Genomic DNA, 17,045 nt, shown 5'->3' on the forward strand with positions numbered 1-17,045 from the left:
CAACAAGCTAAGACGTTCGCATCCAAACGTGCCCATATGGGTCGAATATCGCGACCTTGGCTGAATGGGCGATCCGACATTAGGTGGGAACTAACGAATGGCTTGCTCGATGCTGCTTTTGCATTGAGGGCAAAACAGGGTGAGTGGCGTTGGTCACGTGGCTTGACCAGCAACATCGCAGGTGCTCACGCGTCATTCTACCGTCAATGACTGACATGAAGCCGACCCTCTTCTTTGCCTTGCTCGTCACATCTTCTCTGTGTGCCGCTGATTTCCGCGTCGAGAACAGCACGGTGCTCACCAGTTCGGGCCCGTATCATTGGTCGCAATCGCGGCCGACGGTGCTGCCGGGTGAGCGCGTGATCGTCACCACACAGGAGATCGAGAAGCGCGGTTCGCACGGCTATCGCGATATCTACATCACCGAGACGACCGACGGTGCCAAAACCTGGAGCACGCCGAAGCGCATCGATGCGCTCAATCGAAAGCGTTTTCCTGACGGCATCGAGCGCGTCATGGGCGACATCTGCCCGCAGTGGCACGCAATGTCCGGCAAGTTGCTCGTAACCGGCAAGTGCTTTGGCTTTCTTGCCAAAGCGAAGGACACCGCAGCCAAGGACGACCGCTCACAGGAACGCGTGGCCTACTGCGTGTATTCGCCGGACACGAACCAGTGGACGGAAATGAAGATCATGGCCATGCCGGAGAAGGATCACGCGGGCCATCCGATCATCGAGCCAAATGCGGGCTGCAATCAACGCTGGGACCTGCCGAATGGCGAAGTGCTGCTGCCGGTGCGCTATCGAGCCGACCCCCAGATGCGCGTTTACACGACAGTCGTGGCGCGCTGCACGTTCGATGGTGAGAAGCTGGCCTATGTCGAGCACGGCAGCGAACATACGATCAGCATTCCGCGAGGATTGTATGAGCCGTCCGTGTGCGGTTTCCAAGGTCGTTTCTTCCTCACCATGCGTGGTGAGCAGAACGGCCACGTTGCTCGCAGCGACGATGGTTTGAACTATACGCCGACCGTTGAGTGGAAGTTCGATGACGGCCAACCGCTGCTCAGCGCGAACACTCAGCAGCACTGGATCACGCATGGCGACGGCCTTTACCTCATCTACACCCGCAAAGGCGCGAACAACGACCACGTCTTTCGCAATCGCGCCCCGATCTTCATCGCGCGCGTCGATCCTGAGAAGTTGCACCTCATCCGCGTCACCGAGGAGGTGCTCATGCCCGAGACGGGCGTCGATCTCGGCGGCGGCTATGCGCCGGTCGATGTGAATGCGGGCGAGACCTGGGTCATCAGCAGCGAGATGGCTTTTCCAAAAGGTCGCGAAGACGAGTCCAACCGCGTGCTGCTCGCCAAGATCATTTGGAATCACCCATGAACGCCACTAAAACAGCCGTTGTTGGATTGATCCTGTGCCTGGGGATGGGAGCATTCGCCCAAGGGCCATCTTCACCGACGGCTGAAACGGCCTTCGGTCTCAAGGTTCTCGCACCCGGACCAGACGTCTATGCGGACGAGGTGCTGCAGGCCGCCATCGACAAAGTGGCGGCGGCAGGCGGTGGCGTGGTAATTCTCGGCGCGGGCGATTTCAAACTCTCGCGCAAGAGCGGGGATGAAACCGTGATCATCAAGAGCAACGTCACGTTGCGAGGGCAGGGGCATGCGACCCACATCTACCTCGATCCGAAGACGCCACCGAATGAGCTGCGCTACTTTCCCTTGCGCATCGGATCGGCCAAAGTGCCTGCGAACAACGTCGTGATCGAGAATCTGCGTTACACGGGCAATGACAAGGCGATCGGCGGCGGGTCCATCATGGGATTCAACGCGCGTTTGGACGAGCCGGAGTCAATGTTGCTGTCCTGCGACAACGTTACTGTTCGCAACTGCTGGATCTATGATGCGAAACAGGCCGCAGGCTGCACCAAACCGGCGGAAAGCATGTATCTGGCGAAGCATGTCATTCCTGCCGCAGAAGCTGAGGCGGCGAGCAGGAAGGGCGCGGGCGCGGAGGTTTACACCACGCCGGAGCGGATGGCGTCGCAGTTCAAGAACTGGCAGGTGCATCACAACTTCATCGACACCTGCGGCAACAAGGCGGTCGAACTGGCCGAATGCAACGGCGGCCTCATCACGGACAATTACATCATCAATTGTGAGGACGGTCCGCAGGTGATTTTTGGCTCACGCAATGTCCGCATCTGCGACAATCAGGTGTTCTTCATCCGCACCGGCATCAACATCACCGAGGGCTCCCATCACATCACCGTCTCCGGAAACGTCGTCGAGCCCGCGGTTGGGGTGAAATTGAACCGGTGGGGTGCTTGCCTGGTCTTCCGCACCGAACCGCTGCCGCTGGTCACCACCGTCTCCCACGTCAGTGTTACTGGGAATGTCTTCCGCAATCAGACGACGGAGTTCAAGCACACCCTGCGGTTCGAGACGCGCAAGGAATCACGCGGCTGCACTTATGAGGCTATCACCATGACGGGCAATGTCTTCGATGGTGATCTGCAGTTTCATGATCGCACGACGCCCGCGATGACCAAGATTCAGGACATCTTGCTGGCCGACAACGTGTGCGAAGGAAAGCTGCTGACCGTGCCTGCGGCTGACATGGTCTCACGCCGTATAACCGTGCGCGGCAACATGTTCCGCCACCCAGGCGATCAGGTGCTCAAGAGTAGTGCATGGATCTGGGCGGATAACACGCACACAGCCGGCACGATCGAGGTTGATGCCGCCGCCAAGGGAAACATCATTCGAAACAACGTGACGTCCGCGTCCATACGGGATCGTGGAGTCAAAACAATCCTCCAAGGAAACGAAGTCTTATCCGATCAGCCGTAGTTTGCTTTTGTCCCACACCCAACCATGAACCGCTGCCAACCATGAAACACTTCGCCTTTCTACTGCTGCTTTCGGGTTCCCTCTCTGCCGCCGACCGGTGGATGGACAAACAGGATCTCTTCACCGTCGGCGATAATGTCGCTTACAACCTCTACCACATCCCCGGAATCGTTGTGACCGCCAAAGGAACCGTTCTGACCTGGTGCGAGGCGCGGAAGCGGGCCGCGGGCGTCAGTGACTGGGATGACATTCGCATTCTGCTGCGTCGCAGCACGGACGAGGGCGTGACTTGGAGCGCGCCGAAGAGCATCGCCAACGTCGAAGGCCCGAAGCAGAAGAACCCCTTCGCGATGCGCATGAAGAACGTCGATCCCAACGACGTGACCTACAACAACCCCGTGCTTATCGCCGACAAGGACGGCACGGTGCACATGCTGTTCTGTCTCGAGTATATGCGCTGCTTCTACCAGCGCAGCGATGACGACGGTATCTCTTGGACTAAGCCGGTGGAAATCACGAACACCTTCGAGGCTTTCAAGAAGGACTACGACTGGAAGGTGCTCGCCACGGGGCCGAATCATAGCATCCAGCTCAAGAACGGTCGTCTGGTCGTGCCTGTGTGGCTTTCCACCGGCACAGGAGGCAATGCGCATCGCCCCAGCGTCACCGCGACAATCTACAGCGATAATCAGGGCAAAACCTGGAAGGCAGGCGACATCGCGGTGCCTTGCACAGAGGAATGGATCAATCCGAATGAAACCGTCGCCATCGAACTCAACGACGGTCGAGTGATGCTCAACGTGCGCAGCGAATCGAAGGCGCATCGCCGCCTCGTTACGATTAGTCCTGACGGCGTGACGAACTGGAGCACGCCGAAGTTTGATGACGCGCTGCTCGAACCCATCTGCATGGGCGGCATTGTGCGCTACAACCAGGACGGCGAGAGTCTCATTCTCTTTTCCAATCCCCACAACCTCGACAAAGAGAAGGGCAAGGCCGAGCCCGGCAAAAACCGCGACCGCAAAAACGTCAGCGTGAAACTCAGTCGCGACGAAGGCCAGACGTGGCCGGTGAACAAGCTCATCGAAGACGGGCCCAGCATGTATTCCGACATCGCCGTCACCCACAGCGGCACCATCCTCTGCTTCTACGGCCGTGCGGGCGATGGCAAAGGCACGGCGGCATTCGCCGGCGGTCGGCTCACCCTGGCTCGTTTTAATCTCGCCTGGCTCACTCAGTAGCTTCGATTGGCAATCGAAGCCTCTTCCCAATCCAACCACAATGTTCTCTCGACTCCTCCTCCCACTTTTTCTCTTCATTACGGGCCTTCACGCGGAGCCGCTGCTCGAAAAGACCGATGTCTTCCCCGCTGGCATGAACGGAGTCGCTCGTTACCGCATTCCCGGCATCGTTGTGACGGCCAAGGGAACCGTGCTGGCCTATTCCGAGGCGCGGAAGAACAACTCCTCTGACTGGGGCGAAATCGAGATTCACCTGCGCCGCTCCACGGACGGTGGGAAGACCTGGGAAGCGGGAAAACACATCGCCCACTTCGGCGATCGTCTCGAAGGCAATCCTCGGAAGAAAGAAGGTGGTGAGCACGAGCAAACGGTGAACAATCCCATCGCCATCGTCGATCACGAGACCGGCGCGATCGAGTTTCTCTACTGCATCAACTACGCCCGCTGCTACTCCATGCGCAGCACCGACGACGGCCTCACCTGGAGTGCGCCCGTGGACATCACGGCGACCTTTGAGCCGTTTCGGAAACACTACGACTGGAAAGTCATCGCCACAGGCCCTGGACACGGCATTCAGCTCAAAAGCGGTCGGCTCGTCGTGCCGATCTGGCTCGCGTATGGCGAGACGGGCGATCATTCTCCCTCCGCCGCCGCGACGATCTACAGCGATGACCATGGCAAGACCTGGAAGGCGGGCGATCTCGCCGTTCCGAACGAGGGCGAGTTCAAGAATCCGAACGAGACCATGCTCGCTACCTTAGCCGATGACAGCGTGATGCTCGTCACGCGCAGCGTCTCGAAGCCGAACCGCAAGATCATCACCATCAGCCCGAATGGCGCCACGGGTTGGAGCAAACCCGTCTTCCACGAGCAGCTCTGGGAACCCATCTGCATGGCCAGCATCGTGGCGCACCCGTCGAAGCCGGGAACGCTCGTCTTTTCGAATCCGCACAGCCTCGGTCTCGACAAGGATGGCAAGGAGATACCCGCAGGACGCGGCAAGCGCCAGAACCTCTCGATCAAGCTCAGCCGCGACGACGGCAAGACGTGGCCGGTCAACAAAACGCTCGATGCAGGTCCAAGCGCCTACTCGGATCTCGCCGTGCAGCCAGACGGAACGGTGCTCTGCCTCTACGAACAGGCCGACAACATCGCCTGCGCCCGTTTTAATCTGGATTGGATCACTGCGCCATGAAACATCTGCTTCTCTTTCTCACCTGCGTTGCGGTTTTGCATGCCGATGACATTGCCATGCCGGCACGCGGGCTCTGTGCGCATCGCGGTGCCATGAGCACGCATCCGGAGAATACAATTCCCGCATTCAACGAGGCGATTCGCCTCGGTGCGCAGATGATCGAGTTCGATGTGCAGCTCACGAAGGACGGCGCTTTGGTGCTCATGCACGATGCCACGGTGGATCGCACGACGAACGGCAAAGGCAAGGTGGCCGATCTGACGCTTGCGGAGCTCAAGGCGCTCGATGCAGGCAGCAAGCTGGACGCGAAGTTCGCTGGCACTCGCATTCCGACATTTGAAGAAGCACTGGCGGTGTTCCCGAAGAATGTCTGGCTCAACTGCCATCTGAAAGGCGGTGCCGATGTCGGCGCTGCGACAGCCAAAGTCATCGCACAGACCGAACGCACGCATCAGGCCTTCCTCGCGGCCACTGCGGATGCGGCGAAAGCTGCACGGACAGCCGTTCCTGACATCCTCATCTGCAACATGGAACGTCAGAGCAGTTCGATGGTCTACGCCGAGGAAACGATCGCGATGAAGGCGCAGTTCATCCAGTTGCTCGGCAAGGGCGAGGTGCCTGTCGATGCTGTGAAGCTCCTCAAGAAAGCCGGAGTTCGCGTGAACTACTACCACGATGAATCGCCCGAAGGTCTGCGGCGCCAGTGGAATGCGGGCGTGGATTTCCCGCTCGTGAATGATCTCGCGGCGGCGGTGCCGATTGCGCGTGAATTCGGCATCGAGCCAGTTAAGTAGTCGGGATGAAATCCCTGACCGCCGCGCTGCTCTTATACACTTCTGCATTCGCCATCGAGATCGATGTCGTCATCTACGGCGGCACGCCGGCTGGATTGAGCGCAGGCATCGTCGCGGCGCGCGAGGGCGCATCGGTGGTGGTGATCGAGCCGACGAAATGGATCGGCGGCATGGTCACGGGCGGGCTTTGCCGTTCAGACGTGGGCAAGGAGCAGACGATCGGCGGCTTTCCGCGTGAGTTTTTCACGCGTGCGGCAGCGGCGAAACCGGACACAACGATGTGGTATGCGGAGCCGGGTGTGAACATGGCCACGTTTCAGACGATGGTGAAGGAGGCGGGAGTGAAGGTTGTTACAGCACAGGCTTTGAAAAGCATCACGAAGGATGGCTCACGCATCACCAGCCTGACCACGGCCGATGGCACCACCTATGAAGGGAAGATGTTTATCGATGCCAGCTACGAGGGCGACCTCATGGCAGCGGCGAAGGTCAGCTACATCGTCGGACGGGAAAGCAGTGCGCAGTATGGCGAGCCGCTCGCCGGTTATCACCCGATGGAAATCCGACCGCGCACGGTCGAGGTCATGGAGAGCGACTGCCCGAGCATCGGCGGCACTGGGCCAAGCTACGTCCATGGCACGCCGGCGAGCATTTCCGGCCTTGGCAAAGATGGAAAGCCGATCTTCGGTGTCTATCCCGCTGCGGATTTGAAACCCGGCGATGCAGATCATCGCACGCAGGCCTACAACTTCCGCATCTGCGTGACCCAGCGCCCGGACATCCTCGTTCCGTTCCCGAAACCAGCGAACTACGATCCGTCGCGTTACGAGTTGCTGCTGCGATTGATTCAAACCTTCCCCGGCATCCGCTTCGGCCGCCTGTTTCACGTCGGTTCGACATCTCACGGAAAGTATGACCTCAATGCGCAGGGGCTTTTCTCAACCGACTATCCAGGGGCGAACTTCGACTATCCGGATGGCGATGCCGCCAAGCGTGCGCGCATCTGGCAGGATCACATCGACTTCACGCAGGGCATGCTGTGGTTCCTCGGTCACGACGAGCGCGTGCCGCAGTCACTGCGCGATCAAACGAACTCCTGGGGCCTGTGCAAAGACGAGTTCGCCGACAACAACCACTGGCCTTATGCACTCTACATTCGCGAAGGCCGTCGCATGATCGGCGAATACGTGATGGTGCAGAAGGATCTGCAGACCGACATCTTCAAAGACGATGGCATCGCGATGGGCTCCTTCGTCATCGATTGCCACATCGTGCAGCGCATCCTCGCCGATGACGGCACGGTGCGCGACGAAGGCAGCTTTCAGGACACGCCCGCGCTTCCGTATCAAATCGCCTATCGCAGTCTCACGCCGAAGCGTGCCGAGTGCGAAAACCTGCTCGTGCCCTTCTGCCTCTCCGCCAGCCACATCGCCTACTGCTCGATCCGCATGGAGCCCGTTTACATGGCGCTCGGGCAGGCTTCGGGGCTCGCCGCCGTGCAGGCGATCCATGCGAAACAAAGCGTGCAGGGCATCGACGTGCAGGCGCTTCGGAAGAAACTCCTCGAACAAAACGCCGTGCTCGAACTCGCCGAACTCGCAAACATGCCGCGCTCCGCCAAGCTGCCCGGCATTGTCATGGACGACCAGCAGGCCGAGAAAACCGGTCACTGGACCGGCAGCAGCTACGGAAATCCCGTCGACGGCGCGAGTGTGCACGATGCGAATGCGGAGAAGGGAGCCTTAAGCATTCGCTACACCCTCAAAGTGCCCGCGAGCGGACGCTACGAGGTCCGTGTGTCTTATGCGTCCGCGCCGAATCGTGCCAGCAACGTCCCCGTGCGGCTCCAGCACGCCGACGGCGAGGAGTTGATTCGCGTGAACCAGAAGAAAGCGCCACCCATCGACAAGCTCTTCCTCAGCCTGGGCGTGTTCCGCTTTGAGTCGAGCAAACCCGCCGTCATCACCATCACCAACGGCGACACCAATGGCATCGTGGGAGCCGATGCGGTGCAGTTGATTTCCCTGTAGCGCTTACGAATCGCAAGTTTGCCGTGCTCTTCGTCGGCGTTGAGTCGTTGCCCTCGGCTGAAACAAACCTTCGGACGTCTGCATCTACGGCGGCGCCAGCGGTGGTGTGATTGCCACGGTGGAAGTGGCACGCCACGGCAATAGGGCCGTGCTCATCAATTCCACGCATCGGCTCGGCGGCATGACCAGCGGCGGGCTTGGCATGACCGACGGTGGCTCCACGGAAACGATCAGAGGCCTGCGGCGTGAGTTCTATCAGCGCACCTTGGCGTGGTCTGTGATTTGACGTTCGCTGAGCAGTGGATCAGACACCGACACTTTCGCAAGATTCCGAAATGTGGGTATTCTGTGCAATGTCATCGACGGTATCCATTTGCAACAACCTGGCTGGTGAAAAGCACCCGCCTCGCGGGACCATACTCTCGCCAGACTTGCCGTCCTTCCAGCGTATTATCTGACCGTCAATGAATCGCTCCATTCTGTTCATCCTCACCCTGGTCATCACCGCGTCGCTCCATGCCGCACCGGTGAAGATCGAGTTCAATCGCGACGTGCGGCCGATTCTCTCGGAGAACTGCTTTGCCTGCCATGGATTCGACCCGAAGCATCGCGAGGCGGACCTGCGGCTGGACACCTTTGAAGGCGCGACGGAAGACCGCGACGGTTCGCGTGGCATCGTTCCGGGGGATCTGGCGAAATCGGATGTCTGGCAGCGCATCATCACCGAGGACAAGGACGATCTCATGCCGCCGGAGAAGTCGCACAAGCCGCCGCTCAATGCGAAGCAGCGTGAGATCTTGAAAGCGTGGATCGAGCAGGGCGCGACCTACCAGCGTCATTGGTCCTTTGAACCGTTGATGAAGAGCACCGCCCTGCATCCGCCTACCGCCAATCCCATAGATTACTACATCGCCAAGAAACTGGAGCAAAACGGCCTGAGTCCATCGACGGCCGCAGATGCCACGACGTTGATTCGTCGCGTCTCGCTCGATCTGACCGGTCTGCCACCGACACCGTCCGAAGTGGATGCCTTTGTGAAGGCTTCCGCAAAGAATGCCGACGCTGCATATCGCGCACTGGTGGATCGCTTGCTCAAAAGTCCGCACTACGGCGAGCGCTGGGGCCGCTGGTGGCTGGATCAGGCGCGCTACGCGGACTCGAACGGCTACTCCATCGACGCGCCGCGGCAGATTTGGAAATTCCGCGACTGGGTGGTCAACGCGCTGAACAAAAACATGCCGTTTGATGAGTTCACCATCGAGCAGCTCGCGGGCGACCTGCTGCCGAACGCGAAGGAGAGCCAGATCATCGCCACCGGCTTCCATCGCAACACGCAGATCAATCAGGAGGGCGGCATCGACAAGGAGCAGTTCCGCATCGACAGCGTTTTTGATCGCGTGGCAACGACCGGCAGCGTGTGGCTTGGACTCAGCATCGGCTGTGCGCAGTGCCACGATCACAAGTTCGACCCCATCGAACAGAAGGAATACTACCGCATGTTCGCCTTCCTGAACAACCAGGACGAGCCGGAGATGAAGGTCTTCGATCCGAAGGTGGATGTGAAGGCGCTCACCGCCGAGTTCAAAGACGTCACGAAGCGGCTAACCACGCTCATCACGGACCGCTACGCCGAGGAAACTGCGTGGGAGAAGGACATGGCACCGGATTTTCGCGCCAAACTCTCCGCCGAGGTGAAGAAAGCAGTCGCGAAGCCTGTGGCGAAGCGTTCGCTCGCCGACAATGTCGTGATCTTCTCCGTCTTCACCCAGCCCAGCGATCCGCTGCGCATCCTGAACGACCGCTACAAGGAACTCGACACGCTTTTGAACAAAGGCACGACAACGATGGTGCTCAAGGAGCTGCCGAAGCCGCGCAAGACGACGGTCTTCATCAAAGGCGACTTCACGCGTCCTGCGGATGAAGTGACGCCCGGCACACCGAAGGTTCTGCATGCGTTTGAGACGACCAATCCGCAGCCGAATCGCCTGGATCTCGCGAAATGGATCGTTAGCCCGCAGAATCCGCTGACAGCACGCGTGATCGTGAACCGCGTATGGCAGCAGTATTTCGGTCGCGGCATCGTGGAGACGGAAAACGATTTCGGATCACAAGGAACACTGCCTTCTCATCCCGAACTGCTCGACTGGCTGGCAAAGGAGTTCCTTGCGAAGAAGTGGAGCCTCAAGCAGCTGCATCGCCTCATCGTCACGTCGCACACCTATCGCCAAAGCTCCGCCAACCGGCCCGAATTGATTGAAAAGGATCCAAACAACTACCTGCTCGCCCGTCAGACACGCCTGCGCCTCGATGCGGAGATCGTGCGTGATGTGTGTCTCACTGCGAGCGGTCTGCTTTCGCCGAAAATCGGCGGCCCGCCGGTGTATCCGCCGATTCCTGATGGTGTGATGGGCCAGGGCCAGGTGAAGCGCGTATGGACTGTGAGCAAGGGCGAGGACAAATACCGCCGTGGTCTCTACACGTTCGTTTATCGTGCCTCACCGCCGCCGGAGCTGACGGTCTTCGACGCGCCTGAAGGTTTCAACAGCTGCACGCGCCGCATCCGCAGCAACACCCCGCTGCAAGCGCTCACCTTGATGAACGACCCCGGCTTCTACGAGTTCGCCGGCGCGTTGGAACAGATCATCAAGAAGGAAGGCCTCGCCGCCGCATTCAAACGATGCACGGCTCGCGCGCCCAAGCCCGAAGAGCTCGCAGTCTTGAAGAAACTCGATTCTCTGAACGCGGCCCGCACGCTGTTGAACCTCGACGAAACCGTTACCCGCGAATGAACGCCATGAATCCTCTTCTCCACCAAACTCGTCGTCACTTCTTCAGCCGCTGCGGAGTCGGTGTCGGCTCGATGGCGCTTTCGCAGCTCATGGCACGTGAGGATGCGCTGACGCCGAGGAAGCCGCATTTCCCGGCGAAGGCGAAGAACGTCATCTTCCTCTTCATGGCGGGCGGACCGTCACAGCTCGACATGTTCGTGCACAAGCCGGAACTGCAGAAGCGCAACGGTCAGCCGATCCCGGAGAGTTTTACCAAGGGCAAACGCTTTGCCTTCATGGACAGCAGCCATCGCACCAACTTGCTCGCCACAAGATTCGCCTTCCGTCAACACGGCCAGTCTGGCGCGTGGGTGAACGATCTGCTGCCACACACGGCGTCGATCGCTGATGAACTGGCCTTCGTCCACACCTGCAAGACGGACCTCTTCAATCATGCACCGGCGAAGTTCTACATGAACACGGGCAGCGGGCTGTTTGGTCGTCCCAGCATGGGCGCGTGGGTCACCTATGGTCTCGGCAGCGAGTGTGATGATCTTCCCGGCTTCGTCGTCCTGCAAAGCGGGCCGCGTGGACCGCGTGGCGGCGCTGTGTTATGGAGCAGCGGTGTCTTGCCAACGACCTATCAAGGCGTGCCGCTGCGCAACTCGGGCGATCCGATTGTCAATCTCTCCTCTCCCAAGGACATCGATGCGAAACAGCAGCGCCAGGTTGTGAATGCCGTGCGTGAGCTCAATTTGAAGCGTCTCGTCGAAACGGGTGACCAGGAGATATCCACACGGATCAACGCCTATGAGATGGCCTACCGCATGCAAACCAGCGCGCCGGAACTGATGGACATCCAGGGTGAGAGCAAGGCCACGCTCGATCTTTACGGCATCAAAGACTCGAAGGAGACCACCTTCGCACGCAACTGTCTGCTCGCACGCCGCCTCGTGGAGCGCGGTGTTCGCTTCGTGCAGCTTTACGACACCAATTGGGACCATCACGGCGGCGTCACGGAGAACTTGGAAAAACACATGCCGCTGAAGTGCGCCGACATCGACCGCTCCTGTGCCGCGCTGGTGCGCGACCTGAAGCAGCGCGGTCTCCTCGACGACACGATCGTCGTCTGGGGCGGCGAATTCGGCCGCACGCCGATGGGCGAGGTGCGCGAGTCCACAGGCCGCAATCACCACATCGACGCATTCACCATGTGGTTCGCCGGCGGCGGCTTCAAACCGGGCGTGCAATATGGCGAGACCGATGAGTTTGGCTTTGGTGCCGTTGAGAACCAGGCCCATGTCCACGACATCCATGCCACGCTCCTGCATCAGCTCGGCATTGACCATGAGAAGCTCACCTTCCGTTCCCAAGGTCTCGACTTCCGGCTCACCGGCGTCGATCCGGCGAAGGTGTTGAAGGACATTCTGGCGTGATGACCGCCGCGCAACCTGGCGGTTTGCTCACGGTTGATGCGGCAAAATGATTCTTGCCGTTGCCTATGCCAATCGATTGAAGGCCGGAGACAGCGCGCTGGAAGGCTTGGGTGTCGAAGGCGCGGATGGGAAGCTCACTTGGGCGAAGGCAGAGATCGAAGCTGATCGTGTCATTCTGTGGCATGGCAAGTATTCGAACCCAAGGAGGCGTGCTACGACTGGGCTGCGAATCACAAGGGGAGTCTCGTCAACGGAGATGGTATGACTGCGTCGTGGTTCACGATGGAATGACATCGAATCTGCGACACAATCCGGGCCGTGCCACGTTCACAACCGTCATGCGACATGCGCTTCTCGTCCTCTCTGCCCTCTGCTCTTCGCTCTTTGCTGCGAACAAGCCGGACGTGCTCGTCCTGATCGCCGACCAGTGGAATCCGCGCTATGTCGGCTGGGATAACAAGGATGTGCGGACGCCGCATCTCGATCAGATCGCGAAGGAGGGGATGATCTTTGATTCGTGTTACACCACGTCGCCGGTATGCATGCCGGCGCGGGTGTCGCTGCTTACGGGACTGTATCCGCACAATGCGGGACACGAGATCTGGGGCAATGCGTCAGGCTATTTTCCGAAGTCGGAGGATGCGACGATGTTTCAAGATATCCAACGTGCGGGCCTCACGACGGCGCAGATCGGCAAGACACACTGGACTGCAGGGCCGTCGTGGCACGAGGATTTCAAGAACAGCGGTGCATTTTTCAAAGCGCTCGGCCTGGATCACGTGGAGGACATTTCCGGTCCTCCCGACTCAGCAAAGGGCCGCGATGCCTACTCGCAGCATCTGCGCGACATCGGACAATTGGAGGCGGTGGCGAATGACCTGCACGATCGCTATGTGAAAGGCGAGTTCGAACCGCGGGCGAGCATGGCGAAGACGGAGGATTACCATGACTGGTTCACCACCGGACTGGCGGTCGAGTTCATTCACAAGCAGTCGAAGGAAAAGCCGATGTGCCTGGTGGTCAGTCTGCATTCGCCGCATCCTCCGCTCGATGCGCCGGGCGATTACGCGACGATGTTCGACCCGGAAACTCTCACGCTCCCTGAGAGCGTGCCAGAGCATTATTTGCGCGACGGCCACGCGCTCGATCACGCGAAGACCAAACGCATGCTGGCGAACTACCTCGGCAAGATGGCGCTGGTCGACGATTGCGTCGGGCGTCTGGTCGAAGCGATGAAAGCGCGAGGCACGTGGGAGAACACGCTGGTCATTTTCACCTCCGACCACGGCGAGATGATGGGTGCGCACGGCTATCTGACGAAGGGCCGCTTCTATGAGGAGTCCGCGCGTGTGCCGCTGCTCGTGCGCTGGCCCGGTCACGTGAAAACCGGTCGCAGCAAGGCACCCGTGCAGATGATGGACGTGTATCCCACCATCGTGGAAGCAGTCGAGGGTGAGCTCACGCCGGGACGTTTTGCCAAATCGCTACTTCCGATCGCTACAGGACAGCGACAACTCATTCGCCCCATCGCGGTCAGTGAAATCGGTGACAAGGCACCGCTGCGCATGATGGCGTGTGATGGGCATTTCAAATACTGGGCAGACGAGGAACGCGAATACCTCTTCGATCTCGAAAACGATCCGCTGGAGCAGCATGACCTCGCTGAAGTGCCTGAGCATCGAGATACGCTGAACCAGATGCGTGAAAAGCTGCTCACTCATCTGCGCTCCACGCAGGTGAACCTCTCCGCTGGGTACAAACCGAAAGTCCAACGGCTGCGTGAGGCCGAAGCCAAAAAGAAATCCCGATGATCCCATGCTCCGTTTTCTGCTGACACTTTCCGCTGCTGCGTTCTCGCTTTCGATTTCGTCGTTTGCAGCGCCGCTGAATGTTCTCTTCATCGCCGTCGATGATCTACGCCCAGAGTTGGGTTGTTATGGTGCGAAGCATATCCAGTCGCCCAATATCGACAAACTCGCGGCGAGCGGTCTTTTGTTTGAGCGCGCCTATTGTCAGGTCGCTGTTTGCAATCCTTCGCGTAACAGCCTGCTCAGCGGATGCCGGCCGGATACGACGGGCGTGTTCGACAACCAGCACTTCCTCCGACCAAACATGCCGGATGTCGTCACGCTGCCGCAGCATTTCAAAAACAACGGCTACACCACCCTATCGCTCGGCAAGATTTTCCATCACAGCGAGCGTGAACCGGGTGACGATCCGCAATCATGGAGCGAACCGGCGTGGTATCACGGCGAACCCTACAAGCACTGGCTCACCAAGGAATCGCTGGACTACGTGAAGAAGCTCAAGGCGCTGCCGAAGAACAAGCAGCCGAAACAGTTGCGCGCAGCTCCCTTCGAGGCAGCCAACGAACCCGATGATGTTTATCCCGACGGTCAGACCGCTGTGAAGGCCATCAAAACGCTGCAGCGTCTCAAAACCGATGGGAAGCCGTTCTTCCTTGGGGTCGGCTTTGTGAAGCCGCATCTGCCTTTCACCTGTCCGCAGAAATACTGGGACTTCTATCCGGCGGACACGATCAAGCTGCCGGTCAACTACTACCCGCCGAAGAACGTGCCCGAACCTGCGCTACATAACTGGTATGAACTGCGCAGCTACGGCACCGTGCCGCCAAAGGGCGGCATCCCGGATGAGATGGCGCTGAATCTGATCCGTGGCTATCGCGCCTGTGTGAGCTTCATGGATGCGCAGGTGGGTCGTGTGCTCGACGAACTCGACCGCCTCGGTCTGCGCGAAAACACGATCATCATCCTGTGGGGCGATCACGGCTACCATCTCGGCGAGAACGGCATCTTCACGAAGATGACGAATTTCGAACTCGGCACTCACGCGCCATTGATCGTCTGCCGGCCGCAGCAGAAATCTGCCGGACGGCGCAGCCGGGCGCTGGTGGAGTTCGTGGACATCTATCCGACGCTCGCAGAGCTATGCGGCCTTTCGCTGCCGAAGCAACTCGAGGGAACCAGCTTTGCGCCGTTGACCGACAAACCGGATCAGCCGTGGAAGGAGGCGGTCTTCAGCCAGTATCTGCGCACCGGCAAGCCGCCCTACATGGGCCGCAGCATCCGCACGGACCGCTGGCGCTACACCGAGTGGCATGATTTGAAGCAGCAGCCCGCCGGGATCGAGCTCTATGATGAAATGAACGATCCTCACGAGAATACAAACATCGCCAGCGATCCCGCGCATGCGGAGACAGTGAAACAGCTCGCCGAGCAGCTCAAAGCGGGATGGAAAGCCGCGCTTCCATGAACCGGCGTCAATTCATTCAAGCTGCGTCCGTAGCGGCCGCGTTGCCACTCGGTGCGGCTGACCCGCGACCCAAAGCGCCCTTTCGCGTCATCTACAGCAACGATCTCACGAACATCACTTCCTGCGTGAGTCCGTTTCACGCCGCACGGGAGCCGTTTCGGCCGGAAATGCTCGATGCGTCGATTGATGAGGTCGCGGGCTTGGTGGACGCACATTTTCTCCAGCCTGGACTCGGCGTGGTTCCGCTGTGGCCGAGCAAGGTGATCGATTTGAAGGAGCACTTTGCATGGATCAAACAGCGCTACGGGCAGAAGCCGGATTCGTTCAGCCAGTTCGTGCTCAATGGCGGCGACATCGTGCATCGCTTCATCGACCGCTGTCGTGCGAAGGGTGAGGCGGCCTTCATCTCGCTGCGCATGAACGACGCGCATCACAAAGAGTTCGTCGATCCCAAACCCGGCGACAAACCGGGCAGCAGCATCGGCATGAGCGTCACGCGCTGGTATGCCGAGCACCCCGAGCACCGCATCAAACGTGGCTCGCTACGCGGTGCCGATCTCGTTTTGAACTGGGCGGAGCCCGAAGTGCGTGCGCAGAAGCTCGACATGCTCCGCGAACTCATCAACAACTACGACCTCGACGGCCTCGAACTCGATTTCCTGCGCTTCTACAGCTACTTCCGACCTGAAACGCCCATCGAGCAACGCCGCGTCATCATGACAAACTTCGTCCAAGACGTGCGCAAGCTCCTCGGGCCGAAAAAGTGGCTCTGCGCCCGTGTGCCGTGCTACTTGACCGCCTTGGATGAACTCGGCCTCGACTTGAAAGCGCTCGTCGCCGCCGGTCTCGATATGGTGAACGCCTCCGCACATTACTTCACCACCCAGCAGCATGATCTCGCCACGATTCGCAAGCAGGCCCAGGGCGCGACGCTCTACTTTGAGCTCTGTCACACGCTGTGGAAAGGAGACAAGGTGCAGGCGGGCTACGATGTCTTTCCGTTTCGTCGCGCAACTCGCGAACATCTGCACACGAGCGCGCATCTCGCTTATGCGCGAGGTGCGGATGGTGTCAGTCTCTTCAACTTCGCCTACTATCGCCAGCATGGCCAAGGCGAAGGTCGTGGCGAATTCGGTGAGCCGCCGTTTGAGGCGCTCAAGGCTTTGCGTGACCCGAAGGAGCTCGCAAGCGAGCCGCAGCACTGGTTCATCGCCTCCGGCTGGCGTTCTCCTGGCGCCAAGCCGTTGCCCGTGCCGAGGAAAATCGAGCTGAACAAGCTGGCGAAGTTCAACTTCGACCTTGCCGCACCCACAGGTGGATGGAAGAGCGACGCGCGTATCCGTATTCAAACCGATAAGAGCCTTATTGGAACTGAATGGACGGCCACCTTCAATGGCGAGGCGATTGAGGCAACCCACGACATTTCCGAACCCTACGCGGTG

Annotated in this window: 12 protein-coding genes; all 12 read left to right on the forward strand. The window is 59.5% G+C overall.

The features are described 5' to 3' along the window. The first annotated feature begins 215 nt into the window (after window positions 1–215). Window positions 216–1,394 (forward strand): hypothetical protein, encoded by a 1,179-nt coding sequence (locus KDL09_RS00455; RefSeq protein ID WP_294380200.1) that lies wholly within the window; start codon window positions 216–218, stop codon window positions 1,392–1,394. Next, window positions 1,391–2,866 carry a right-handed parallel beta-helix repeat-containing protein gene (locus tag KDL09_RS00460; RefSeq protein ID WP_294380202.1) on the forward strand — a complete coding sequence of 492 codons (1,476 nt, stop codon included), beginning with the start codon at window positions 1,391–1,393 and terminating at the stop codon, window positions 2,864–2,866. The genes KDL09_RS00455 and KDL09_RS00460 overlap by 4 nt, the downstream gene beginning before the upstream one ends. Window positions 2,867–2,907: 41 nt before the next feature. Continuing rightward, a complete protein-coding gene (locus tag KDL09_RS00465; protein ID WP_294380204.1) occupies window positions 2,908–4,107 on the forward strand; it encodes a sialidase family protein in 1,200 nt (399 codons plus the stop codon). 40 nt (window positions 4,108–4,147) lie between these two features. Then, complete coding sequence (locus KDL09_RS00470) at window positions 4,148–5,302, forward strand: sialidase family protein (protein WP_294380207.1); 1,155 nt, start codon at window positions 4,148–4,150, stop codon at window positions 5,300–5,302. Beyond that, window positions 5,299–6,096 carry a glycerophosphodiester phosphodiesterase family protein gene (locus tag KDL09_RS00475; protein ID WP_294380209.1) on the forward strand — a complete coding sequence of 266 codons (798 nt, stop codon included), beginning with the start codon at window positions 5,299–5,301 and terminating at the stop codon, window positions 6,094–6,096. The genes KDL09_RS00470 and KDL09_RS00475 overlap by 4 nt, the downstream gene beginning before the upstream one ends. 5 nt (window positions 6,097–6,101) lie before the next feature. Further along, complete coding sequence (locus KDL09_RS00480; protein ID WP_294380212.1) at window positions 6,102–8,126, forward strand: FAD-dependent oxidoreductase; 2,025 nt, start codon at window positions 6,102–6,104, stop codon at window positions 8,124–8,126. A gap of 82 nt (window positions 8,127–8,208) precedes the next feature. Continuing rightward, a complete protein-coding gene (locus KDL09_RS00485; protein ID WP_294380221.1) occupies window positions 8,209–8,412 on the forward strand; it encodes an FAD-dependent oxidoreductase in 204 nt (67 codons plus the stop codon). Window positions 8,413–8,590: 178 nt separating this feature from the next. Next, window positions 8,591–10,915, forward strand: a complete 2,325-nt coding sequence (locus tag KDL09_RS00490) for a PSD1 and planctomycete cytochrome C domain-containing protein (protein WP_294380213.1) — start codon at window positions 8,591–8,593, stop codon at window positions 10,913–10,915. Beyond that, complete coding sequence (locus KDL09_RS00495; protein ID WP_345781057.1) at window positions 10,912–12,330, forward strand: DUF1501 domain-containing protein; 1,419 nt, start codon at window positions 10,912–10,914, stop codon at window positions 12,328–12,330. Before KDL09_RS00490 ends, KDL09_RS00495 begins: the two co-directional genes overlap by 4 nt. A 338-nt stretch (window positions 12,331–12,668) precedes the next feature. Continuing rightward, window positions 12,669–14,141 carry a sulfatase-like hydrolase/transferase gene (locus tag KDL09_RS00500; RefSeq protein ID WP_294380216.1) on the forward strand — a complete coding sequence of 491 codons (1,473 nt, stop codon included), beginning with the start codon at window positions 12,669–12,671 and terminating at the stop codon, window positions 14,139–14,141. A gap of 4 nt (window positions 14,142–14,145) precedes the next feature. Further along, window positions 14,146–15,603: a sulfatase gene (locus KDL09_RS00505; protein WP_294380218.1), complete on the forward strand. Its 1,458-nt coding sequence runs from the start codon at window positions 14,146–14,148 to the stop codon at window positions 15,601–15,603. Continuing rightward, a partial coding sequence (locus tag KDL09_RS00510) for a hypothetical protein (RefSeq protein WP_294380219.1) occupies window positions 15,600–17,045 on the forward strand: 1,446 nt, incomplete at its 3' end. The genes KDL09_RS00505 and KDL09_RS00510, both read left to right, overlap by 4 nt.

Source organism: Prosthecobacter sp., assembly GCF_020439865.1.
Lineage (GTDB): Bacteria > Verrucomicrobiota > Verrucomicrobiia > Verrucomicrobiales > Verrucomicrobiaceae > Prosthecobacter.